Raw genomic sequence first — 21,800 nt, forward strand, 5'->3', positions numbered from 1 at the left:
CGGGCATACCTGACTGGCGATGATGTCGGGCGCGTGAATGCCTCCGGCGTCGCCGTCAATCCCGAAATGAAACATATAACATCCGTATACGGTCGGAAAGGAGACGACATTTTCCGGCAGACGCGGTTGGATGGTTTCAGGTAGGCTCCCGAGCGATTTGAGCCTTGCCGGCCCGTTGCGTTTCCGCCGGAGATTTCAGATGACTTACATAGTGCGTCCAGACCTTCAGACGGAGGGCGCCGCACGTTTCTTCGATTACTGGAGCCGCTTGCCGAAGGAGGGCCTGGTACCCGATCGCAGTGCCTTCAGCCCTGCGAAGATCGCGGATCTGATGCGCGCCGTCACTATTCTCGAAATCTGGTCGCGGGCGCTTATCGAAATACGGCTCGCGGGTACCGCCGTCTGTGATGTCATGGGGTTCGATCCGACGGGGCGCAACATGCTCGAACTTCAATTGCCGTCGGTCCGGGAACGCTATCTGCGGTTGCTGGAAGAGCAGGTCGGGCGGCCCTGCGGCCGACGCAACCTTCTCAAGGCGCGCCAGGCGGACGGTACCATTCTCCGCGCCGAAGTCGTTACGCTGCCGATGCACCACGTCGTCTCCGGTCACGACATGATCCTCTCCTATTTCAGCGCATTGGAAATCGTCGGATTCGGGGAGAACGTCTATCAAATCCTCGCCTATGAGCAGACGCAGTGGATCGATATCGGCGCGGGCACGCCCGACTGGAGCTAGGGCGAGCTGGAGATCAGTTCGCGGAAAGCGTCGCGGACATCGTCGGCGAAAAGGTCCGGCTCCTCCATGGCGGCGAAATGGCCGCCCTTTTCCATGATCCGCCAACGCTTGACGTTGTAGCCGCGCTCGGCCCAGGAGCGCGGCGTCAACGGCAGCGTGTCTATCGGATACTCGGAGTAGGCTGTCGGCACCGTCACCGTCTCTTCGTTCCTCAACGAAGCGGAGCCTTCGGCGGGCCCCGCCTTGTAAAGCGTGTTCGCCGAATTGATCGTGCCGGTGAACCAGTAGATCGAAAGCTGAGTCAGGATGGTGTCGAAGGGAAAGCGTGCGATCATGCCTTCCATCGTGTCCGACTTATCCGTATCGCCGAGGCGATAGTATTTGTCTGCGAGCCAGCCCGCGAGACCGGCAGGGCTGTCGGTCAGCGCGAAGGCAAGCGTCATCGGCTTTGTTGACTGGATCGAGCGATAACCCTCCTCCTGCCGCCACCAGCCTTGCATCTCCTTGATCCAGCGCGCCTCTTCCCCACTCACCGGAGGTTGCGACGGATGCTTCAGGTTCGGACGCAGTGGCAGCATGGTCAGGTGAATACCAAGAAGGCTATCGGCGTGTTGAAGCGCGAGACGTGAAGTGACGAAGCTGCCCCAGTCGCCGGCCTGCGCCGCATATTTGTCGTAGCCGAGAACCTCCGTCATCAGGCGGTGCCACAAGTCGGCAATGGCGGCGGGACCGATCGGGACGCGTGGCTTCGAGGAAAAGCCGTAGCCGATCAGCGACGGCACGATGACGTCGAAGGCCGGGCCGGTGCGCCCGTATTTCTCGGGATGCGCGAGCGGATCGACGACGTCCAGAAATTCGCGGAACGTCGACGGCCAACCATGCGTGAGAATCAGCGGCACGGCGTTCGTGCCGGAGCCTCGCTCGTAGATGAAATGGATTTCGTGATCCTCGCCATCCGCATCGGTCAGCGTGGCGCGATACTGCGGAAAACGATTGAGCATCGCTTCCTGCGCCCGCCAGTCGAAATCGTCGCGCCAGTATTCGATGAGCCGCTCCATATAGGGGAGGCTCGTGCCATAGGACCAGTGCTCGTTACCCTGTGGCTCGTTCGGAAAGCGCGTACGTTGCAGCCGGCGCTTGAGATCGGCGACTTCCTCGTCCGGCACGTGGATCTCGAAGGGATCGGCTGGAACGATGCGATGGGTCATACGCTCTTCACCTGCTTGACGAACGCGCGCACGTCGTCCGCAAACACCTTGCCCGTTTCGAGTGCGGCGAAATGGCCGCCATGATCGAAATCGGTCCAACGCACGACATTGCAGGCCTTTTCGACCATCGTGCGTGGCGGGAAGGTCAGAAACTCTTTCGGGAAGTTCGCGATGCCGACCGGCACCTCGATCTTTTCGCCGGGCGCCATGCCGTTGCCGCCCTCCTCGAAGAGGCCGCGATAGAACCATGTCGCCGTATTGAAGGTCTTTGTCACCAAGTAGATCATGACGCTGGTGAGAAGCTGGTCCTTGGTGAACGCGTTTTCGATGTGCTCGCCGCCGTCGGCCCCGCGCCGGTCGGACCAGCCGTTGAACTTCTCGACGATCCAGGCGGCCGCCCCGACCGGACTGTCCATCATCCCGTAGGAGAGCGTCTGGGGTTTCGTCATCTGCAGGCGCAGATAGGCGCCTTCGAGTTCGAAGGTCATCGCCGCGCCCGCCGCCCATTTCTGTTCAGCTTCGGTTTCCGGCATCACGGCGGGGCGGATGCCCCACATGTTCATGTGGATCGCCTTGCAACCACCGCTTTTTTTCAACGAATGAAGATTGCCAAGATGACCGGTCACCACCGCGCCCCAGTCGCCGCCTTGCGCAATGTATTGCTCGTAGCCGAGTACGTCGCGCATCAGCCTGTCCCAGAGCGCCGCAGTGCCTTTCGGTCCGATGGGCTTCTTCGGCTTGCCTGAAAAGCCGTAGCCAGGCAGGGAGGGGACGATGAGGTTGACACCATCCTCGGCATTGCCGCCGAACTTCTCGGGATGGGCGAGCTGTTCGATCACGTCGAAGAACTCGAAGACGGAGCCCGGCCAGCCATGCGTCAGCAGAAGCGTCTCGGGTTTCGTGCCCGAACCCTTCACATGGATAAAGTGAATTTCTTGGCCCTCAACCGTCGCCTTGAACTGCGGGAAACGATTGAGATTTGCTTCGGCCTTGCGCCAATCGTACTTCTCCACCCAGTAGTCGCAAAGCTCGCGCATATAGACCATGTCTGTGCCATAGGCCCAGCGGTCCGCGCCGGGTGCGATCTCCGGCATCTCGTGCCATTCATAGGCACGGACTTTCGCCGCAATAGCGTCGAGTGTGCCTTGCGGGATATCGATCTTGAAGGGAACGGGTGCGCCCATGGTCGAGCCTCCTCCATAACGCTGTTCTTGTTGACGCGCATTATGGCAGGCGTTCGTGCCGCCGCAACGAGGCTGGCGATTGCCGCGCCGACGCTGCGTCTTTATGGTGGTTGAAAACGATACTCAAAATATAAACGGGAGGATGTCATGGCTCAGGAGATTGCGGGGGAATTGCGCCCGCCGGCGGTGGCGGACAAGAGGTCCCTTTTCCAGCGACACTACGCGCTCATCGTCCTGACGCTCGCTTATACATCGAGCCACGTCGATCGCGGCATCGTCAATATCGTGATGCAGCCGATCAAGAACGAATTTCATGTCAGCGATACGTTGCTTGGCCTCATGTCCGGTCTCGCCTTCGCGCTTTTCTACGCGACGCTCGGGGTGCCGATCGCGATGTGGGCCGATCGCGGCAACCGGCGCAACATCATTGCGCTCGCGGTGACGGTTTGGAGCGCCATGACGGCGGCCTGCGGACTCGCGACCAATTTCGCCCATCTGATGCTCGCGCGTATCGGCGTCGGTATCGGCGAGGCAGGATCGAGCCCGCCGTCTCATTCGATGATCGCCGACCTCTACCCCAAGGAGAGCCGCTCGACGGCGATGGCGATCTACTCGATCGGCGTCTATGCCGGCGCCATGATCGGTCTCGTCGGCGGTGGCTATGTCGTGCAGCATTACGGCTGGCGCGCGACTTTCTTCGTCATGGGCCTTCCGGGTCTCGTCATCGCGTTGCTCGTTCGTTTTACGATGAAGGAACCTGTGCGCGGCCATGCCGACGGGATCGCGCACGACGCGGCTCTGAAGTCGAACCTCTTCCTTGTCGTGGTGCATCTCTGGCAGACGAAGTCGGCGCGCCATATCACCATCGGCCTGACGCTCGTGTCCTTCGTCGGCTATGGCGGGCTGATCTTCGGGCCCTCCTTCTTTCAACGCAGCCTTGGCATGGAGCCGCAGCAGGTGGGCCTCATCTTCGGCGTCATCGCGGGTTTCGTCGGTGCGCTCGGTGCGCTGATCGGCGGCTATCTCGCCGATCGCCTGTCGAAACGCGACATGCGATGGAATGCCTGGGTGATCGCAGTGGCGAAAGTTCTCGGCATGCCGCTTTTCATCATCTTCTACAGTTCGTCCGACCTGACGCTGATGATTCCGATCTACATCGTTTCGTCGATCCTCGGCGCCTTTTATCTGGGGCCGAGCTTCGCGATGATCCAGAGCCTGACGCCATTGCACATGCGGGCGCTTACTTCGGCGGTGATGCTGTTCGTGCTGAATTTCATCGCGCTCGGCTTCGGGCCGCTGACGGTCGGGCTCATCAGCGATCTGCTGACGCCGCATTTCGGGCAGGAGAGCCTGCGCTGGGCGCTTTTCGGAACGTCCTTCATCGGCGTCTGGGCGGCCGTCCACTATTACTGGGCGGGCAAGACCTATCAGGAAGACCTGAAGAAGCTCGTGGCAAATTGAGGCGAGGCGCTGGCCCGGCGACGGGTCAGCGTTCGACCTTCTCGAGATCGGCTTCGATGTCGCGTGTGCGCTCCATCGTCAGGAAATCGAGGGTGAGCGGCAGGCCGAGTTCGACGCTCGGCGCATGCTGGAGCCGCACGGTGACGGCGCGCGGCGCGATGCCCATCACATGGCCGCCGCGGCTGCGGTCCGAGGTAATGAAGTGCATGTGGAATCCCGGCACATGCACGCTGTCGAGGAAGGTCGGCGTATAGAAGCCGATCATGCTGCCTTCGACATCGGTGAAGTCGAAGATCGTCTGCACCTTGGCAACCTCTGCGAGCGGCACATAGTTGCTCTGCTTCGGCACCGAGCGCGCGCGAACCCGATCGAAGGTGCCGTCGATCCGAATCGAATAGATCAGGTTCTTCGACGGGATGAGATCGTGAAGCTGCGCCTCGAACTCATGCGCGGTGAGCGGCCGGTCGAAGACTTCCTCCGTGTCGCCCGTGAAATGCGTGGCGACGGCAAAGGGCGTCTTGATGTCGTCGCCGATGATTTCCGCATCGCCTTCAGGCCGTAGGCAATAGACGGTCCCATCGATCATCAGCAATTCGCCGTCGAGGTCGTTGAAGGTACCGAGACCGTGATTGCCCTTCTCGCGGACATGGCCGATCGTCGTGTCGGCCCGGTAGATTCCTTCGACAAGCGCCGCGATCGGTGCCGAGATATAGACTGGCGGACGGCCGGTATCCTTGTTCGATGTCATTCGCGAAGCCCCCATTCGACCTGACGGGAGCCGGGTATTCCGGCACCTCGCTGGTCCCTCCAATCGCGCACCGGATCAGGCGAGCGATCCATGGCAATGCTTGAATTTCTTGCCCGAGCCGCAAGGGCAGGGGGAATTGCGCGCCGTCTTGCCCCAGGTCGCCGGGTTTTTCGGATCGACGCCGATGCCCGGATCGTTGCGGACAGGGCGATTGAGGGTTGCGACGTCGCCCCCGCTGAACTCGTCCTCGCCGGTCAGCGGATCCGCATGATGCGCCTGCATGCGCGGCAGCGGCGTTTCCTCGACGCGCGGCGCCTCGGCCACGAATTGCGCATTCATGAGCTGGCGAGTCACATCCTCGCGAAGCCTGGTCAGCAAACTCTCGAAGAGTTCGAAGGCCTCGGATTTATATTCATTGAGCGGGTCGCGCTGCGCATAGCCGCGCAGGCCGACGGCCTGACGCAGATAATCGAGCATCATCAGATGCTCGCGCCAATGATGGTCGAGCGTCTGAAGAAGGATCGCCTTCTCGACCTGACGCATCAGTTCGGGACCGGCCCGGCCGACTTTCGAGGCCATGGCGCGATCGGCTTCGGACTTCAGACGCTCACGAATCTCCTCGTCGGCGATACCTTCCTCGGCCGCCCATTTCTCGATTGGCAGATCGAGGCCGAGCATCGTAGCGACCTCTTCCTTGAGGCCTTCAGCGTCCCATTGTTCGGCATAGGCCTTTTCGGGAATGTGCCGCGTAACCAACGCATCGATCACCTGGTGGCGCATGTCGTCCACAGTTTCGCGGACGTCCTCGGCCTCCATCAGTTCGACGCGCTGATCGAAGATCACGCGGCGCTGATCGTTCATGACGTTGTCGTATTTCAACAGATTCTTGCGGATGTCGAAGTTGCGGGCTTCGACCTTCTGCTGCGCTTTTTCCAAGGCCCTGTTGATCCAGGGATGAATGATCGCCTCGCCCTCCTTCAGGCCGAGTTTCTGCAGCACACCATCCATGCGGTCGGTGCCGAAGATGCGCATCAGGTCGTCTTCAAGCGACAGGAAGAATTTCGAGCGGCCCGGATCGCCCTGACGACCCGAGCGGCCGCGCAACTGGTTGTCGATGCGCCTGCTCTCGTGGCGCTCCGTGCCGATGATGTAGAGGCCGCCCGCGGCAAGCGAAGCTTCCTTCTTCTTCGCGATGTCGGCCTTGATTTCGTCGATCTTGCGATTGCGCTCGGTCTCGCTTTCGATGCCGGCCGTCTCGTCGGCGACGCGCATCTCGAGATTGCCGCCGAGCTGGATATCCGTGCCGCGGCCAGCCATGTTGGTGGCGATCGTCACGGTTCCGGGAACGCCAGCCTGGGCGATGATATGCGCTTCCTGTTCGTGGTAGCGCGCGTTCAGCACGTTGTGCTTGATCTTCTTTTTCTTCAGAACTTCCGAGAGCGTTTCGGACTTCTCGATCGAGACGGTGCCGACGAGCACGGGCTGGCCGCGCTTCACGCAGTCTTCGACCTCGAGGACGATGGCGTCGTATTTCTCGCGCGCGGACCGGTAGACCTCGTCGTCCTCGTCGATACGGGCGATCGGACGGTTGGTCGGCACTTCGATCACTTCGAGACCGTAGATATCGAGAAACTCGTCGGCTTCCGTCAAGGCGGTACCGGTCATGCCGGCAAGCTTGCCGTACATGCGGAAGTAATTCTGGAAGGTGATCGAGGCAAGCGTCTGGTTCTCAGGTTGGATCTGGACCCGCTCTTTCGCCTCGAGTGCCTGGTGGAGGCCGTCCGAATAGCGGCGACCTTCCATCATGCGGCCGGTGAACTCGTCGATGATGACGACTTTGCCGCCCTTGACGATATAGTCCTTGTCCTTCTGGAACAGCTTGTGCGCCTTCAGCGCGTTCTGCACATGATGAACGATCGTGATGTTCTCGATGTCGTAGAGCGTGCCTTCTTTCAGGATGCCGCGCTCGCGCAGGATCGTCTCGATCTTCTCGTTGCCCTCTTCGGTGAGAGTCACGGTGCGCTGCTTCTCGTCGAGTTCGTAGTCTTCCGCCTCGATCAGCGGGATCACGTCGTCGACGCCGAGATAGAGTTCCGACTTGTCGTCGAGGGGACCTGAAATGATGAGCGGCGTGCGCGCCTCGTCGACCAGGATCGAGTCGACTTCGTCGACGATCGCGTAATGGTGCTTGCGTTGTACCATCGACGGGATCTGGTACTTCATGTTGTCGCGCAGATAGTCGAAGCCGAGCTCGTTATTCGTGCCGTAGGTAATGTCGGCCGCATAGGCGGCGCGGCGCTCGTCGTCGTCGAGGCCGTGCAGGATGACGCCCGTCGTCAGCCCGAGGAAGCGATAGACCTGCCCCATCCATTCGGCGTCGCGCTTGGCGAGGTAGTCGTTCACAGTGACGACATGAACGCCCTTGGCGGGCAGCGCGTTCAGGTAGGTTGCGAGCGTCGCGACCAGGGTCTTGCCTTCGCCGGTCTTCATTTCGGCGATCTTGCCGTCATGAAGAACCATGCCACCGATGAGCTGCGTGTCGTAATGACGCTGGCCGAGCGTGCGTTTTGCCGCCTCGCGGACGACCGCGAAGGCCTCCGGCAGCAGATCGTCGAGATGCGTGCCTTCAGCCAGCCGGGCGCGGAACTCGACGGTTTTCTCGCGGAGCGCCTGGTCGCTCAACGCCGAAATCGCCGGTTCGAATGCGTTGATCGCATCGACGCGGGCCCTGTACGCCTTCAGCTTGCGGTCGTTGGCGCTGCCGAAAAAACGCTTGGCGAGGACGCTCAAGCTTGCCATCAGTCCAAATCCCTTGCGAACCCGTGCAGCGTCGCCGCGACGGACCTTTGCCTAACGCCCTTCGGGCATGTGCCCTATCGGACCATCTTCCGGAACACCCCGGCCCCATTTCCGCATGTCGGGGGCGGGCGACATGCCGCTCTGCGGGCAGAATTCTGGTTCGCGCCACAGTCAAAAGACTGAGGAGATGTAAGGGGGAGGCCGTACCTTGTCAATGTAAGGCCGGAGAGGGTGTGACGCCTTCAGGCCGTCAGAATCTTCAGGTTTCATGACAAAAGGGGTCCTTGTGCGTCGTCCCCGCCATCGCCATCATGGCGCCCGCCTGCCGTCCCGGTCCGACCCGGTTCGGTCTCATCCCCACGAAGGGACCGTCGGAGTCCCGCCACAGGAATATCCACCATGCGTCGGTCTCCAGGTCTCGTTTCCGCCTGTCTGCTTGTTCTGGGAATCGTCGGGGGGGTGACCGGCGGCGGCATGGTCTTGTCGGGAGGTGCGGCCCTCGCCGCCGATGCGGCACAGGACGCCGGCGCCGATGAAGTCGTCGCCAAGGTCAATGGCAGCGAAATCAGGCTCTCGGATATTGCGCTAGCCGACGAGGAAATGGGTCAGGCGCTCGCCCGGTTGCCGGAAGAGCTACGCTTCCAGTACCTCCTCGGCATGCTGATCGACCGTCGGATCGTCGCCAACGCTGCCAAGGAAAAACATTTCGAGGACGATCCGCTGGTGAAGCGGCGCGAGGCCTATTTCGACGAAAAGGCTCTGCGCGACGTCTATTGGGTCCAGCTCATGCGCGAAAAGATCAGCGAGAAGGCGGTGAGAGCCTATTACGACGAGCATGTCGCCAAGGCGGAGCCGGAAACCGAGGCCCATGCCGAGCACATCCTGGTCGGCTCCAGGGATGAGGCGGTCAAGGTCATCGCGGCGATCAAGGGTGGAAAGACTTTCGAGGACGTGGCGAAAGCCATGTCGAAGGATTCGAGCTCGCAGGAGGGCGGCGATCTCGGCTGGTTCAAAAAGTCCGACATGGTGCCGGAGTTCGCCAATGCGGTTTTCAAACTGAAACCTGGCCAGATTTCCGAGCCCGTCCAGACGAAATTCGGTTGGCACGTCATCAAGCTCGTCGAGATCCGCAAGTCGAAGAAGCTGAGCTTCGAGGAAGCTCATGACGACATCATGCGTACGCTGGCCCGCGAGGAGGGGACCAAGCTGATGGAAAGCCTGCGTAAAAAGGCGAAGATCGAGATCGTCGGCGCCGATGTGCAGAAGCCGAAAATAGCGCCGGCGCCGGACAGTGCCCAGTAAGACGAAAGCGGGAGATTAAGAAATGGCGAAAGCGGTGAAGAAGCCCGCGGCAAGGAAGAAGTCCGGAAGCAAGACAGCCAGGACGCCCGCGAAGCCGCGTGTCAGCGCCAAATCGGTCAAAAAGGCCAAGTCGGCCAGAAAGGCGAAGCCGGCAGCGAAGGCGAAGAAGGCGGTTGCCGGGGCAAAGCCGAAGGCCGCGTCAAGGAAGACGACACCAGAAAAAGCCGCCGTAAAGAAGCCCGTGATCGCAAGGAAGTCCGCCAAGAAGAAAGTGGAACATAAAGTCTCGCCGCTTGCGCCAAAGTCATATCAGAAGCTGCCGCCGATCGAAGGTGTGGTTCTCGGAACAGCAGCGGCCGGTATCAAATACAAGGGTAGGGATGACGTGCTCGTCATCCGACTGCCGGAAGGTGCGGCGGCGGCGGGTGTATTCACGACGTCCAAAACCGCTTCGGCGCCGGTTGAGTGGTGCCGCTCGGGAATCGAGAAGGGCGGGCGCGGCCGCGTCGTCGTCGTCAATTCAGGCAATTCGAATGCCTTCACCGGCAAGGCTGGTGTCGCCACGGTTCAGGCGACCGTCATGGAGGCCGCCGCTGCCGTCGGTTGCGACGAGGATGAGGTATATGTTGCCTCGACCGGCGTGATCGGTCAGACGCTCAATCCGACGCCGCTTCTCACGGGTATCCATCTCGCGCTCAACGCCGCCGCTCCCGACCAGTGGGACAAGGCCGCCCGCGCGATCATGACGACGGACACCTATCCGAAGCTGGCGACGCGCAAGGCGCGGATCGGCGACGCGACGGTGACGATCAACGGCATTGGCAAGGGCTCCGGCATGATCGCGCCCGATCTCGCGACAATGCTCGTCTTCATCGTCACCGATGCCGCGATTGCGGTACCCGCGCTGCAGGGCCTGCTCGCGAGCGGATCGGACCGGAGTTTCAACGCGATCACCGTCGACAGCGACACATCGACCAGCGATACGGTGCTGCTCTTTGCAACGGGTACCGCGAAAAGCGCGCGCAAGATCGAACGCGCCGACGATCCGGTACTGGCCGATTTCAGGCGCGCCCTCGACGAGCTGCTGCTCGACCTCGCGCATCAGGTGGTGAAGGACGGCGAAGGCGCCACGAAGTTCATTCGCATCGAGGTGAGCGGCGCGGAAAACGAGAAGGCGGCGCGGCGCATCGGTCTCGCCATCGCCAATTCGCCGCTCGTCAAGACGGCGATCGCCGGCGAGGATGCCAATTGGGGCCGCGTCGTGATGGCGGTCGGAAAATCGGGCGAGGCGGCGGACCGCGACAGGCTCTCGATCCGCATTGGCGGCGTCGATGTTGCGAAGAACGGCGTTGCGGTACCTGGTTATGACGAAACGCCGGTAACGCGTCATATGAAAGGCGATGCGATCGACATCGAGGTCGATGTCGGCGTGGGGCAGGGTAAGGCGACTGTCTGGACCTGCGATCTCACCTACGAATATATCCGCATCAATGCCGACTACCGCAGTTGAACGATAACCCGGCCTTAACCAAGCGCTCAGATCGGGGCACGTATCTTTAATGAAATGGTGCGATCATGATTGACGGCCCCGGTCAGCGGATCGTGCTGGTCGTGGCCTGCGCACTCGTCGATGCCGACGGGCGTGTGCTGATGGCCCAGCGGCCGGAGGGCAAGACGCTCGCCGGCCTTTGGGAGTTTCCCGGCGGCAAGATGGAGCCGGGAGAGACGCCGGAAGACGCGCTCATCCGCGAATTGCGCGAAGAGCTCGGGATCGAAGTCGCGAAGGCGTGTCTGGCGCCGCTCACCTTCGCGAGCCATACGTATACGGATTTTCACCTGCTGATGCCGCTTTATGTCTGTCGGCGCTGGCAGGGAACGGTGCGGTCGGCTGAAGGGCAGGCGCTTGAATGGGTAAGGCCCGCCAGGATGCGGGAATATCCGATGCCGCCGGCGGATGAGCCGCTGGTGGCCGTGCTACGCGATCTCTTGTGAGGTGCATCTCCGCCCTCGCCGGCGATCGCGGCAGAGGTGGAGGTTTCTATGAGTGTGAGCAAGGCCGGTCCGGCGTTTCGCCGCTTCCTGCGAGATCAGCGTGGCGCGACTGCAGTCGAATATGGGATGATGCTGGTCATCTTTTCGATGGTCGTCACAGGCATCCTGAGCGTGCTTGGAACCGACCTCACCGCAATGTTCGAGAAGCTCGATTCCCACCTCAAGCCATAATCAGTTTCGCGCCGGCTTTTCGCCGGCCGGACGTTCCTCGGTGCCGAGCGCATCGGCGAGGCGCATTTTCGCGCTTCCGGGTCTTAGTGGTTTCTGCTGGCTCTCATGCGGCGACCAACCCGTCATAAAGACGATTTCGAAAGTCGCCGGCACCCGCCCGTCCGGCAAGCCGAATTTCTGCTGATAGATTTCCACCGCCCGCAACAGTGTCCCGCGCCGCAGCGGCGTCCGCCGCCGTTCGATGAGCGTGTTCGTCTCGCCCATGCCGCGCAATTCGGCCATCAGCTTCAGTGCATTCGGATAACGCACCGTGACGCGGTCCGCATCGACGACCGGCAGGGCAAAACCTGCGCGTTGCAGGAGCGAGCCCATATCGCGCAATTCGACGAAGGGGGAGACGCGCGGCGACAATCCGCCTTCGCGTTCGATCTCCGCCTCGCCGAGCGACTGGCGCAGTTCCGTCAGTGTATCGCCGCCGAAGATGGCCCCCAGGAAGAGACCGTCGGGCACGAGCGCGCGACGGATTTGAATGAGGGCGCCGGGAAGATCGTTGGTCCAGTGGAGCGAAAGCGCGCTGGCGACGAGATCGAAGCTCCCGTCGCGAAAAGGCAGGCGTTCTTCGTCGGCGGCGAGCCGGAGACCTTGTCCGCCTGCGATCATCGCGGGAGAGAAGTCGGTCGCGATCACGGTGCCGATCTTGCCCGGCGGCAAAGCGGCATGGCTGAGCGTGCCGAGGTGGCTGCCGAGGTCGAGGGCGAGCGGAAAGCCGCGATTGACGGCCATCAGGCGGTCGGCGAATTCCTCGGCGACGCGGCGCACCAGAAAGTCATGGGCGCCAAAGCCGGCTGCCGCACGGGTGCGGCGCCTTGCGTGAAGCGCGCGATCGAAAACAAGCATGGTGGAGGCCGGCTGCATGGCGCGCATCATGATGATCGCGGGCATGGCCCGCAAGCGCCTTTGCCGCGCAGGCGAAGCGGCGCTAGAGTTGATATATGGACGCGGGGGCGATCATTGCAGGGCGATGGACGGCTTTCATGCAGGCCGCGCGCGGGCTTGCTGGACGGCTCGCCGACCTCGCGCTGCCGCCGCTCTGTCTTTCTTGTGGCAAGGGCGTCGAGGCGCATGGAGCTCTCTGCGGCGCCTGCTGGGCGGCCGTCGGATTTATCGAGGCGCCCGTCTGCCCGGTGAGCGGCGTTCCCTTTCCCTACGATCCGGGGCCCGGCATCGTCAGCGCGGCGGCGCTTGCCTCGCCGCCGCCCTATGCCGCCGCCCGGGCGGTCATGCGCTATGGGGACGAAAGCGCGAAACTGGTTCATCGGTTCAAGTATGCCGACCGCATGGAAGCGGCGCCGGCCTTTGCCCGCTGGATGGTACGGGCGGGAGCGGAATTGCTGGAAGGCGCGGATTTCATCGCCCCGGTGCCACTCCACCGGCGGCGGCTCTTCTCGCGCCGTTTCAACCAGTCGGCGGAGCTTGCGAGGCGGATTTCCGGTCTCTCCGGCGTCGCCTTCGTTCCCGATCTTCTGGAAAGGGTGCGCGCGACGAGACCGCAGGTGGGTCTGTCGGGCGATGCAAGGCGGCGGAACGTGGCCGGCGCTTTCCGGCTGCGCGCCGCCCTTCGGGAGCTTGTCCGCGACCGGATCGTCGTTGTCGTCGACGATGTGATGACGACGGGCGCCACCGTCGAAGCTTGCGCGCGGGTACTCAAAGCCGCGGGAACCCGGGAAGTCAGGGTCCTGTGCCTCGCCCGGGTTGTTCCCGGTGAGGGCGCAACTATATGATGTGGAACCTGTTTTCCAAGGAGTACCGCCCATGGCGGAAGTGACGATCTATACGACCATGCTTTGCCCTTATTGCCATCGGGCGAAAGACCTGCTCGGCAGGAAGGGCGTGGCGTTCAACGAAATCAATGTCGGCATGGATGCGGACAAGCGCAACGAGATGATCGAACGCGCCGGGGGCCGGACTTCCGTGCCGCAGATTTTCATCGACGGAACCCATGTGGGCGGTTGCGACGATCTTCACGCGCTCGACCGTGCCGGCAAACTCGACCCAATGCTCGCGGCCTGATCCATCATGAGTGCATCCGACGCCCGACCGTTCAAAGCCGCCTGCGTGCAGTTGCGCGCGGGCCGCGATATTGCGGCGAGCACGGAGGCCGCGGTGGCGCTCGTTGCGCAGGCGGCGGACGAAGGCGCTGCCTTCGTGCTGACGCCGGAGAACACCTCGTTGATGGAGGCGGAGCGTGCGCTTCTCTTCGAGAAGACGAGGCGCGAGGAAGATGATGTCGCGCTGGCGGCCCTGCGGTCCGTGGCACGCGAGAAGAAGATCTGGCTATCGATCGGCTCGCTGCCGATCAAGGTTGCGGAGTCGAAACTCGCCAACAGATCCTTCCTCATTGCGCCGGATGGCGGGATCGCTGCGCGCTACGACAAGATCCACATGTTCGACGTCGACCTGGCCGGTGGCGAGAGCTATCGCGAGTCGCGGAATTTCGAAGCGGGTCACGAGGCCGTCGTCGCGGATCTTCCCTGGGGACGGATCGGTCTCACCGTTTGCTACGACCTGCGTTTCCCGCATCTCTATCGTGCACTTGCTCATGCTGGCGCCCGTTTTCTCACCGTGCCCGCGGCCTTCACGCGGCAGACCGGCGAGGCGCATTGGCATGTTCTGCTCCGCGCCCGCGCGATCGAGAACGGCGCCTTCGTCTTCGCCGCGGCGCAGGGCGGCCGGCACGAGAATGGCCGCGAGACATTCGGGCACAGTCTCATCGTCGCGCCTTGGGGCGAGGTGCTTGCCGAGGGCGGCACGGAACCGGGCGTCTTCATGGCCGAGATCGATCCGGCAAAAGTCGTGGAGGCGCGTGGCCGCGTGCCGAGCCTTCTCCATGACAAGGATTTCGAGCTGCCCAGGCCTTCGCTTGCAACCGTGAAGGAAGCGTCATGATCCGCTACGCGCTTCTCTGCAAGAAAGACCACGAATTCGACGGCTGGTTCCGCTCGTCATCCGCTTTTGACGAACAGGTCAAGGCCGGAGAGGTTACCTGTCCTGTCTGCGGCAGCGCCGATGTGCGCAAAGGCCTGATGGCGCCGAGCGTTGCCGGCACGAAGAAGAGCGACAGCATCGACGCGACGCAGGTTGCGCAGAAAATGATCGCCATGATGACCACGATCAGAAAACACGTCGAAGAGAATTGTGACTATGTCGGCGACCAGTTCGCCGAGACCGCGCGCCGCATTCACTATGGCGAGGAAGAGCATCGCGAGATCTATGGCGAGGCGACGCTCGACGAAGCGCGCGAATTGATCGAGGAAGGCGTCGAAGTCGCGCCGCTGCCGGTCGTGCCGCCGCGGCAGGCGAATTGAAGCGGCGATCACGACAGCATCGGCCGCTAATTCGTCATGCCGGACTTGGTCCGGCATCCAACGTCCTTCTTGCCGTAAATCCAAGATGGACCCCGGAACAGGTCCGGGGTGACGGTTGCAGGTTCAAGCCCCGAACACCGTCTTCAAATATGGATTGAGGAACTTGCTTTCAGGGTCAAGTTCCGCCCGCACGGCCAGAAACTCCTTCCATCTCGGATAGAGGTCCGCGAAATCCTTCGCCGTCAGCGTGTTGAGCTTGCCCCAGTGCGGGCGGCCTTCATGTTTGCGGTAAATCGGTTCGATGGCGGCGAAGTAGGGGTGATAATCCCATTCGTGGAACTGGTGGACCGCGATCGAGCAGCTCTTGCGGCCATAGAAGGGGCTCAACCAGATGTCGTCGGGCGCTGTGGTGCGGAACTCGATCGGGAAGAACACCTTGACGTTGTTCTTCTCGATCGTGTCGATGATCTCGCGGAGCGCCGCCGGGCCCGCCTCGCGCGGCAGGTGATATTCCATTTCGTTGAAGCGCACGCCGCGCTCGGTCGAGAGCGTCTTGTGCGAATAATCGACGCGCTCTTCGGCGGGCCTGCCGCCCAGCGCCTTCTGGATCGCCCAGCGGCGCAATGACGGCGCCCAGCCGAGCCAGTCTTCCAGCATCTTCAGCTCGCGCAGGCCGTCGTCGTCCTCGTTGACGGGCGTGGGTGTCTCCGGCTCGTCGGTCTCGTTATTGACGATGCCGAGCGCCATGCCGGAATAGGGAATGTAATAGAATTCGAAATTGCGGTTCTTCGCCTCGAGGTCCGGCACCTGCTCGAGCATCTCCTCGATGGGCGCGATCCAGGTGCGGCGCTTCAGCTTGTAGAGAGGCTGCGCCTGAAGCCGCACTTTCGTGATGATGCCGAGCGCACCGAGCGAGACGCGCGCGGCATTGAATATTTCGGCTTCGTCGTTGCATCGCATTCGACGATATCGCCCGAGGCGGTGACAAGCGTCAGGCCCCGCACGAAGCTCGACAGCGAACCGATATCGCCGCCCGTGCCATGCGTCGCGGTCGAGATCGCGCCGGCGATCGACTGCTTGTTGATGTCGGGCATGTTGGCGAGCGCAAGGCCGCGCTTGGCGAGGGCGTCCGCCATGGCGGCGAGGCGTGTGCCGCCGCGTACCGTCGCCTGGTGTGTCGCCGGATCGTGATCGACGACGCCGGAGATGCGGTCGAGCGTCAGCAGTGTGCCGTCGGTCGGCACGAGGCCGGAAAAAGAGTGACCGGCGCCGACGGCGCGGACGGGTGCCGGCGTCGTCTTCAGAAGATCGGCAAGGGCTGCGTCATCCGCCGGTGCGGCGCGTGCGGCCGGCTCGCAGCTCTGGCCGCCCGACCAGTTGCGCCAGGGGAGGGCCTTGCTTGCCGGCTTCGGTGCTGCCGTCGCCGTATCGTCAGCGGCAAAGGCCCGGTCGACGATTGTCGGGATGGTGCCGGTGGCGGCGAGCGCGCTGGCGGCGGTCGCGAGTTTCAGCAGATTGCGGCGCGAGGCGTCCATGGCGTTATCCTCAGTTCTTCTCATCTTCTTTCGACGCTTCGCCTTTCGGGGCGGGCGACGACATGAAACGCATCAATGTCATCAGATCTTCCTCCGAACATTCGATGCATTGGCCGAGCGGGGGCATGCCGTTGAAGCCTTCGACCATGTGGTCGCGCAGCGCCTTGTCGCCCTGGGCGAGGCGCGGCTTCCATTGCGCGAGATCGTGCGCGACGGGTGCGCCGGATTCGGCGTTTTCGTGGCAGGTCTGGCAGGTATGCCCATAGATTTCGCCGAGGCGGGTGTCGAGCGTCACGGGCGCGGGCGCTTCGTCTTTCTTCTGGTCGCAGCCCGCAAGCGCCAAGCTGATCAATGCCGCCACTGCAACCGCCTTCAATATCCCGGACATCCCCGTCCCTCCATGCCGCCATTCGGCGCACAATGGCGAGGCCCGGTTTTGTCGTCAAGAAACTAGTGATCGCTATCTTTCACGCGGGCTTTGTCGCCAGCGCCATGTAATTGACTCCGGTGTCGCGGGAGAGCGACCAGCTGTCGGCAAGCGGATTGTAGGCGACACCCGATATGTCTCCGACATCGAGGCCCGCGGCGATGAGACCCTGGCGCATTTCGGCGGGCGTCACGAATTTCGACCAGTCGTGGGTGCCGCGCGGCAACCACCCCAGAACGTATTCGGCGCCGATGACGGCAAGGCCGAGGGCCTTCACGGTGCGATTGAGTGTCGCGACGATCATCAACCCACCAGGCTTCAGCATGACAGCGCAGGCCTTGAGAAAGGCGTCGCGATCGGCGACGTGTTCGATCACTTCCATGTTGAGGATGACGTCGAAGCCTTCGCCGGCGTCGGCGAGCGCCTCGGCCGTCGTGCAACGGTAGTCGATGTCGAGGCCCTGTTCGCGTGCATGGACCGAAGCGGTGGCGATGTTCTTCTCTCCGGCGTCGGCGCCGACCACGTCCGCGCCGAGACGTCGCATGGGCTCGGCGAGGAGGCCGCCGCCGCAGCCTATGTCCAGAAGTCGCAAGCCCTCGAAAGGACGAATGGTTCTGGGGTCGCGGCCAAAATGAGTGCAAACGCTCTCCCGCACAAAGCCGAGCCGGACGGGGTTGAACTTGTGCAGCGGACGGAACTTGCCCTCCGGGTCCCACCACTCGGCCGCCATGGCGGAGAAACGCGCGATCTCGTCCGGATCGACGGTACCGCCGGAAGGGTGTGTGGCCTGGTCGCCCGCCATGCGCGTCATCATTATTCCCTTCGCAAGTGCGGCATTACAGAAGTTTGATCTTCGCCCGGGCCCGGTTGCGAGGCCAGTGGCATCCGAGTATGTATGGGCGCGGCCCGGTTCGGCATCAGGTTCATCCCACTCGAGACATGATATAGGGCGTCCGCATGGCTCGGGTCCAGCGGGGGGCCGGAACGGGTGTGCTGTAAAAGGCTTCGGCCAGAGATTAGGACTTCGAGATGGCCAGACTGGTCATGAAATTCGGCGGCACGTCGGTTGCCGACGTCGAGAGAATTCGCAATGTGGCGCAGCACGTCAAACGCGAAGTCGATGCCGGCCACGAGGTGGCGGTCGTCGTCTCGGCCATGTCGGGTACGACGAATCAGCTTGTCGCCTGGGCGCGCGAGCAGGCGCCGCTCCATGACGCCCGTGAATACGACACCATCGTCGCCACCGGCGAGCAGGTGACAGTCGGCCTGCTCGCGATCGAGCTGCAGCGCATCGGCATTCCGGCGCGCTCCTGGCTCGGTTGGCAGATCCCGATCCGGACGGACAACGCGCATGGCGCGGCGCGGATACAGGAGATCGACGGCAGCGAACTCATCCGGCGCTTCGGCGAAGGCCAGGTCGCCGTCATTGCCGGCTTCCAGGGGCTTGCACCGGACAACAGGATCACGACGCTCGGACGCGGCGGCTCAGACACCAGCGCCGTTGCCATCGCGGCCGCGATCAAAGCCGATCGCTGCGACATCTATACCGACGTCGACGGTGTCTATACGACGGACCCGCGCATCGTTGCGAAGGCCCGAAAGCTTGATAAAATCAGTTATGAGGAGATGCTGGAGATGGCGTCGCTTGGCGCCAAGGTTCTCCAGACCCGTTCCGTAGAGCTCGCCATGGTCTATCGAGTGCGCCTTCAGGTTCGCTCGAGCTTCGATGTGCCCGATGCTCCGCAAGGCAATGGGCCTGAGGCAACCGGTCCCGGCACACTCGTATGCGACGAGGAAGAAATCGTGGAACAACAGGTCGTAAGCGGCATCGCCTATTCGAAAGACGAGGCCAAGGTGACGCTGGTCAAGGTCGAGGACAAGCCGGGGGTCGCCGCAAGGGTTTTCGGGCCGCTCGCCGACAATTCCCTCAATGTCGACATGATCATCCAGAACCTGTCGGACGACGGAAAGAGCACGGACATCACGTTCACCGTACCGCAGGCCGAACTCGCCCGCGCGGAAGACGTGATCCGCAAGGCGCAGGCCGAAATCGGCTGCAAGGAAGTCCGGACCGACACGAACGTCGTCAAGGTCTCGATCATCGGGATCGGCATGCGCAGCCATACGGGCGTCGCGAAGACGATGTTCAAGACGCTCGCCGACAAGGGGATCAATATCCTCGCCATCACGACCTCCGAGATCAAGGTAAGCGTCCTGATCGCGTCGGAGTATACTGAGCTGGCCGTGCGCGCGCTTCACACGGCTTACGGGCTCGACGGCGAATAACGGAGATCATGTGACCCTTTCCCTCGCTCATGCCGGCCGGTTGGCCGCGAAGCTTCCGGCAGCGCCCACGCGCCGCCGCAAGTTCGCGCGCCGTGCGGAAGGCTGCAAAAGGGACATGAACTGATGGCGGGCTCCGTCGGTGGTCCCCGCGTCTTGCTCCGCAGGCTCCGCGAGGTCATGGCGGAACCGCAGGCGGCGCAAAAACGGCTCGATCGTATCGTCGTCCTGATTGCGGCCAACATGGTCGCCGAGGTCTGCTCGGTCTATCTGATGCGGCCGACGCGCGAACTCGAGCTCTTTGCCACCGAAGGTCTGAAACCGACCGCCGTCCACAAGACGCGGCTGAAAGTCGGCGAAGGTCTCGTCGGCGACATCGCCGCACATGCCCGGCCGCTCAATCTGGCCGACGCGCAGTCGCATCCGGGGTTCGCCTATCGGCCGGAAACGGGCGAAGAAGTCTACAAGTCGCTGATGGGTGTGCCGATCCTGCGCGCCGGCCGGGTCGTCGGCGTCCTTGTCGTTCAGAACCGCACCAAGCGCAATTACACCGAAGAAGAAGTCGAGGCGCTACAGACGGTGGCCATGGTGCTCGCCGAAGTCGTGGCGGCGGGCGATCTCATCAATCTGCAGGAACTCGACGAGCCTTCCACGGCGCGGCGGCGTCCTTTCCATGTCAAGGGCGCTCCCTTCTCGGAAGGCATTGCGCTCGGTCATGCCGTGCTGCACGAGCCGCGCGTCCATGTGACCAAGCTGATTGCCGAGGATGTCGATCTCGAACTCAACCGTCTCGAGCAAGCGGTTTATGAGCTCAGAGGGCTGATCGACGACATGCTGGAGACGGAAGACCTCTCCCATGCGGGCGAGCATCGCGAAGTGCTGCAGGCCTATCGCATGTTCGCCAATGATCGCGGCTGGCTGCAGCGGATGAGCGAGGCTGTGCGGACGGGCCTCACCGCCGAAGCCGCCGTCGAACGCGTTCAGAACGATACGCGCGCGCGATTGCAGCGTGCCGCCGATCCCTATCTGCGCGAGCGGCTCCACGATTTCGACGATCTCGCGAACCGCCTTTTGCGTCAGCTCACGGGCGTGAAGCTTTCCTCGGCGAGCGGCAACTTGCCCAACGACGCGATCGTCATCGCGCGCAACATGGGCCCGGCCGAGCTTCTCGATTACGACAAGGAACGGCTGCGCGGCCTCGTGCTTGAAGAAGGCGCGCAGAACGCGCATGTGACAATCGTTGCCCGCGCGCTCGGCATCGCGACGGTTGGCCGCGCGGAGGCCATTCTCGATCACATCGATCAGGGCGACGCGATCATCGTCGACGGCGACGCAGGCGAGGTCTATGTCCGGCCGTCGCAGGACATCATCGATTCCTATTCCGAGAAGGCCCGCTTCCGCGCTCGCAAGCAGGCGCAATATGAGGCGATACGCCACGAGCCCGCCGTGACTGTGGACGGTGAGAAAATCGCTCTCTACGTCAATGCCGGTCTACAGGTCGATTTGAGGCACCTGCACGAATCCGGTGCCGAGGGCATCGGACTTTTTCGCACCGAACTTCAATTCATGGTGGCCTCGAAGCTGCCGAGCCTGAAGGATCAGATCGAGCTTTATTCCGCCGTGCTCGATGCGTCGGGCGACAAGCCGACCGTCTTTCGCACGCTCGATATCGGCGGCGACAAGATGCTGCCCTATATGGATATGGCGGCGCTCAAGGAGGAAAACCCTGCGCTGGGCTGGCGGGCGATCCGTATCGGTCTCGACCGGCCGGCTTTGTTGCGCCATCAGCTTCGTGCCCTGTTGACGGCGGCGGCCGGTCGCTCGCTCCGCGTCATGTTCCCGATGGTAGCCGAAGTGGCCGAATTCAAGCGTGCCCGGGCGCTGGTCGACAAGGAGCTCGCGCGTCTCGCAAAGTTCGGAAAACCCGCGCCTGCGAAAATCGAGATCGGTACCATGCTGGAGGTGCCGTCTCTCGTCTGGCAACTCGACACGCTTCTGCCTCTCGTCGATTTCATCAGTGTCGGGAGCAATGATCTGATGCAGTTTCTCTTTGCGACGGATCGTGGCAATCCGCGCGTGGCGAACCGCTACGATCTTCTCAGCCCGGCCGTTCTGAGTTTCCTGCGCTTCATTGTCGTGAAGTGTCGTGCGCATGGTGTGCCGGTGACGCTCTGCGGTGAGATGTCGGGAAAGCCTCTTGAGGCGATGGCGTTGGTAGGACTCGGTTTCCGGCGTATTTCCATGTCGCCGGCGGCGATCGGCCCGGTGAAGATGATGACGCGCTCGCTCAATGCGGACGCGCTAGAAAAGTTCATGGAAGATCTCTACGCGTTGCCCATCGCGACGGTTCGCGATCACCTTCGAGACTTCGCCCTTGAGCATCAGGTTGTCGTTTGAACAAGCGTCTGGCGCGCAAATGGGCAGCGGTCGATTTTGACTGATTTTGGTACGATTGGACCAATCTACAGTTGCGATTGTTCAACACTTTTGATTTATTCTACTCATCCGGGCCTGGCAGCGGGGGCGGCT

General features: G+C 62.5%; 22 protein-coding genes. 12 read left to right on the forward strand and 10 right to left on the reverse strand.

Translation table 11 applies throughout. The features are described from left to right. Window positions 1-199: 199 nt before the first annotated feature. A complete protein-coding gene (locus VMR03_RS06680) occupies window positions 200-736 on the forward strand; it encodes a PAS domain-containing protein (RefSeq protein WP_325403497.1) in 537 nt (178 codons plus the stop codon). Here the strand turns inward: VMR03_RS06680 and VMR03_RS06685 are convergent. Both VMR03_RS06685 and VMR03_RS06690 read right to left on the reverse strand, forming a co-directional pair. Further along, window positions 733-1,944 (reverse strand): epoxide hydrolase, encoded by a 1,212-nt coding sequence (locus VMR03_RS06685; protein WP_325403499.1) that lies wholly within the window; start codon window positions 1,942-1,944, stop codon window positions 733-735. The two genes, VMR03_RS06680 and VMR03_RS06685, sit on opposite strands and share 4 nt — an antisense overlap. Next, window positions 1,941-3,128 carry an epoxide hydrolase gene (locus tag VMR03_RS06690; protein WP_325403501.1) on the reverse strand — a complete coding sequence of 396 codons (1,188 nt, stop codon included), beginning with the start codon at window positions 3,126-3,128 and terminating at the stop codon, window positions 1,941-1,943. The genes VMR03_RS06685 and VMR03_RS06690 overlap by 4 nt, the downstream gene beginning before the upstream one ends. A gap of 147 nt (window positions 3,129-3,275) precedes the next feature. Here VMR03_RS06690 and VMR03_RS06695 point away from each other — a divergent pair, with 147 nt between their 5' ends. Further along, complete coding sequence (locus VMR03_RS06695) at window positions 3,276-4,589, forward strand: MFS transporter (protein WP_325403503.1); 1,314 nt, start codon at window positions 3,276-3,278, stop codon at window positions 4,587-4,589. A gap of 25 nt (window positions 4,590-4,614) precedes the next feature. Here the strand turns inward: VMR03_RS06695 and budA are convergent, their stop codons facing one another. Continuing rightward, window positions 4,615-5,337, reverse strand: coding sequence for an acetolactate decarboxylase (gene budA / locus VMR03_RS06700; protein WP_325403504.1), 723 nt, complete (start codon window positions 5,335-5,337; stop codon window positions 4,615-4,617). 75 nt (window positions 5,338-5,412) lie between these two features. Beyond that, the gene (secA, locus tag VMR03_RS06705; RefSeq protein ID WP_325403506.1) at window positions 5,413-8,136 is read right to left on the reverse strand and encodes a preprotein translocase subunit SecA; all 2,724 of its coding nucleotides are present in this window, start codon (window positions 8,134-8,136) and stop codon (window positions 5,413-5,415) included. A gap of 399 nt (window positions 8,137-8,535) precedes the next feature. Between secA and VMR03_RS06710 the strand changes: the two genes are divergently transcribed. After that, window positions 8,536-9,438 carry a peptidylprolyl isomerase gene (locus VMR03_RS06710; protein WP_325403508.1) on the forward strand — a complete coding sequence of 301 codons (903 nt, stop codon included), beginning with the start codon at window positions 8,536-8,538 and terminating at the stop codon, window positions 9,436-9,438. Between the two features lie 15 nt (window positions 9,439-9,453). Here VMR03_RS06710 and VMR03_RS06715 read toward each other — a convergent pair whose 3' ends face one another. Beyond that, window positions 9,454-9,702 (reverse strand): hypothetical protein, encoded by a 249-nt coding sequence (locus VMR03_RS06715; protein WP_325403510.1) that lies wholly within the window; start codon window positions 9,700-9,702, stop codon window positions 9,454-9,456. Between the two features lie 7 nt (window positions 9,703-9,709). On the opposite strand from VMR03_RS06715, the gene argJ reads away from it, so the two are divergent. From argJ to VMR03_RS06730, 3 genes are all read left to right on the forward strand, one after another. Beyond that, window positions 9,710-10,948 carry a bifunctional glutamate N-acetyltransferase/amino-acid acetyltransferase ArgJ gene (argJ, locus tag VMR03_RS06720; protein ID WP_325403512.1) on the forward strand — a complete coding sequence of 413 codons (1,239 nt, stop codon included), beginning with the start codon at window positions 9,710-9,712 and terminating at the stop codon, window positions 10,946-10,948. Between the two features lie 65 nt (window positions 10,949-11,013). Beyond that, window positions 11,014-11,430: an 8-oxo-dGTP diphosphatase MutT gene (gene mutT, locus VMR03_RS06725; RefSeq protein WP_325403514.1), complete on the forward strand. Its 417-nt coding sequence runs from the start codon at window positions 11,014-11,016 to the stop codon at window positions 11,428-11,430. Window positions 11,431-11,478: 48 nt separating this feature from the next. Further along, entirely contained in the window at window positions 11,479-11,661 is a 183-nt protein-coding gene (locus VMR03_RS06730; RefSeq protein WP_325403516.1) for a Flp family type IVb pilin, read from the forward strand. On the opposite strand, the gene VMR03_RS06735 is transcribed toward VMR03_RS06730, so the two are convergent. Then, entirely contained in the window at window positions 11,662-12,603 is a 942-nt protein-coding gene (locus VMR03_RS06735) for a methyltransferase domain-containing protein (RefSeq protein WP_325403518.1), read from the reverse strand. A gap of 92 nt (window positions 12,604-12,695) precedes the next feature. Between VMR03_RS06735 and VMR03_RS06740 the strand changes: the two genes are divergently transcribed. The 4 genes from VMR03_RS06740 to VMR03_RS06755 are packed head-to-tail and all read left to right on the forward strand — an operon-like array spanning window position 12,696 to window position 15,026. Next, entirely contained in the window at window positions 12,696-13,442 is a 747-nt protein-coding gene (locus VMR03_RS06740) for a ComF family protein (protein ID WP_325403520.1), read from the forward strand. A 31-nt stretch (window positions 13,443-13,473) separates the two neighbouring features. Next, the gene (gene grxC, locus VMR03_RS06745) at window positions 13,474-13,731 is read left to right on the forward strand and encodes a glutaredoxin 3 (RefSeq protein ID WP_325403522.1); all 258 of its coding nucleotides are present in this window, start codon (window positions 13,474-13,476) and stop codon (window positions 13,729-13,731) included. Between the two features lie 6 nt (window positions 13,732-13,737). After that, window positions 13,738-14,607: a carbon-nitrogen hydrolase family protein gene (locus VMR03_RS06750; protein WP_325403524.1), complete on the forward strand. Its 870-nt coding sequence runs from the start codon at window positions 13,738-13,740 to the stop codon at window positions 14,605-14,607. Continuing rightward, window positions 14,604-15,026 carry a DUF1178 family protein gene (locus VMR03_RS06755; RefSeq protein ID WP_325403526.1) on the forward strand — a complete coding sequence of 141 codons (423 nt, stop codon included), beginning with the start codon at window positions 14,604-14,606 and terminating at the stop codon, window positions 15,024-15,026. The genes VMR03_RS06750 and VMR03_RS06755 overlap by 4 nt, the downstream gene beginning before the upstream one ends. 123 nt (window positions 15,027-15,149) lie before the next feature. Here the strand turns inward: VMR03_RS06755 and VMR03_RS06760 are convergent, their stop codons facing one another. The 4 genes from VMR03_RS06760 to ubiG all read right to left on the reverse strand — a co-directional run bounded on the left by VMR03_RS06760 (window position 15,150) and on the right by ubiG (window position 17,799). Beyond that, entirely contained in the window at window positions 15,150-15,986 is an 837-nt protein-coding gene (locus VMR03_RS06760) for a D-arabinono-1,4-lactone oxidase (RefSeq protein WP_325403528.1), read from the reverse strand. Further along, a complete protein-coding gene (locus VMR03_RS06765; RefSeq protein WP_325403530.1) occupies window positions 15,878-16,561 on the reverse strand; it encodes an FAD-binding protein in 684 nt (227 codons plus the stop codon). The genes VMR03_RS06760 and VMR03_RS06765 overlap by 109 nt, the downstream gene beginning before the upstream one ends. A 10-nt stretch (window positions 16,562-16,571) precedes the next feature. Then, complete coding sequence (locus VMR03_RS06770; protein WP_325403532.1) at window positions 16,572-16,949, reverse strand: c-type cytochrome; 378 nt, start codon at window positions 16,947-16,949, stop codon at window positions 16,572-16,574. 79 nt (window positions 16,950-17,028) lie between these two features. Continuing rightward, window positions 17,029-17,799 carry a bifunctional 2-polyprenyl-6-hydroxyphenol methylase/3-demethylubiquinol 3-O-methyltransferase UbiG gene (ubiG, locus tag VMR03_RS06775; protein ID WP_325403548.1) on the reverse strand — a complete coding sequence of 257 codons (771 nt, stop codon included), beginning with the start codon at window positions 17,797-17,799 and terminating at the stop codon, window positions 17,029-17,031. Between the two features lie 218 nt (window positions 17,800-18,017). Between ubiG and VMR03_RS06780 the strand changes: the two genes are divergently transcribed. Both VMR03_RS06780 and ptsP read left to right on the forward strand, forming a co-directional pair. Beyond that, a complete protein-coding gene (locus tag VMR03_RS06780) occupies window positions 18,018-19,274 on the forward strand; it encodes an aspartate kinase (protein ID WP_325403534.1) in 1,257 nt (418 codons plus the stop codon). 123 nt (window positions 19,275-19,397) lie between these two features. After that, on the forward strand, window positions 19,398-21,668 hold the full coding sequence (ptsP, locus tag VMR03_RS06785) for a phosphoenolpyruvate--protein phosphotransferase (RefSeq protein ID WP_325403536.1): 2,271 nt from the start codon (window positions 19,398-19,400) through the stop codon (window positions 21,666-21,668). Window positions 21,669-21,800: the final 132 nt, after the last annotated feature.

Source organism: Parvibaculum sp., assembly GCF_035511255.1.
In the GTDB taxonomy this organism is placed as follows: domain Bacteria; phylum Pseudomonadota; class Alphaproteobacteria; order Parvibaculales; family Parvibaculaceae; genus Parvibaculum.

Coding starts and splice junctions, on each gene's coding strand:
- VMR03_RS06680 (WP_325403497.1), top strand. CDS start 200: ATGACTTACATAGTGCGTCCAGACCTTCAGACGGAGGGCGCCGCACGT.
- VMR03_RS06685 (WP_325403499.1), bottom strand. CDS start 1,944: ATGACCCATCGCATCGTTCCAGCCGATCCCTTCGAGATCCACGTGCCG.
- VMR03_RS06690 (WP_325403501.1), bottom strand. CDS start 3,128: ATGGGCGCACCCGTTCCCTTCAAGATCGATATCCCGCAAGGCACACTC.
- VMR03_RS06695 (WP_325403503.1), top strand. CDS start 3,276: ATGGCTCAGGAGATTGCGGGGGAATTGCGCCCGCCGGCGGTGGCGGAC.
- budA (WP_325403504.1), bottom strand. CDS start 5,337: ATGACATCGAACAAGGATACCGGCCGTCCGCCAGTCTATATCTCGGCA.
- secA (WP_325403506.1), bottom strand. CDS start 8,136: ATGGCAAGCTTGAGCGTCCTCGCCAAGCGTTTTTTCGGCAGCGCCAAC.
- VMR03_RS06710 (WP_325403508.1), top strand. CDS start 8,536: ATGCGTCGGTCTCCAGGTCTCGTTTCCGCCTGTCTGCTTGTTCTGGGA.
- mutT (WP_325403514.1), top strand. CDS start 11,014: ATGATTGACGGCCCCGGTCAGCGGATCGTGCTGGTCGTGGCCTGCGCA.
- VMR03_RS06730 (WP_325403516.1), top strand. CDS start 11,479: ATGAGTGTGAGCAAGGCCGGTCCGGCGTTTCGCCGCTTCCTGCGAGAT.
- VMR03_RS06735 (WP_325403518.1), bottom strand. CDS start 12,603: ATGCCCGCGATCATCATGATGCGCGCCATGCAGCCGGCCTCCACCATG.
- VMR03_RS06740 (WP_325403520.1), top strand. CDS start 12,696: ATGCAGGCCGCGCGCGGGCTTGCTGGACGGCTCGCCGACCTCGCGCTG.
- grxC (WP_325403522.1), top strand. CDS start 13,474: ATGGCGGAAGTGACGATCTATACGACCATGCTTTGCCCTTATTGCCAT.
- VMR03_RS06750 (WP_325403524.1), top strand. CDS start 13,738: ATGAGTGCATCCGACGCCCGACCGTTCAAAGCCGCCTGCGTGCAGTTG.
- VMR03_RS06755 (WP_325403526.1), top strand. CDS start 14,604: ATGATCCGCTACGCGCTTCTCTGCAAGAAAGACCACGAATTCGACGGC.
- VMR03_RS06760 (WP_325403528.1), bottom strand. CDS start 15,986: ATGCGATGCAACGACGAAGCCGAAATATTCAATGCCGCGCGCGTCTCG.
- VMR03_RS06765 (WP_325403530.1), bottom strand. CDS start 16,561: ATGGACGCCTCGCGCCGCAATCTGCTGAAACTCGCGACCGCCGCCAGC.
- VMR03_RS06770 (WP_325403532.1), bottom strand. CDS start 16,949: ATGTCCGGGATATTGAAGGCGGTTGCAGTGGCGGCATTGATCAGCTTG.
- ubiG (WP_325403548.1), bottom strand. CDS start 17,799: ATGACGCGCATGGCGGGCGACCAGGCCACACACCCTTCCGGCGGTACC.
- VMR03_RS06780 (WP_325403534.1), top strand. CDS start 18,018: ATGGCCAGACTGGTCATGAAATTCGGCGGCACGTCGGTTGCCGACGTC.
- ptsP (WP_325403536.1), top strand. CDS start 19,398: ATGGCGGGCTCCGTCGGTGGTCCCCGCGTCTTGCTCCGCAGGCTCCGC.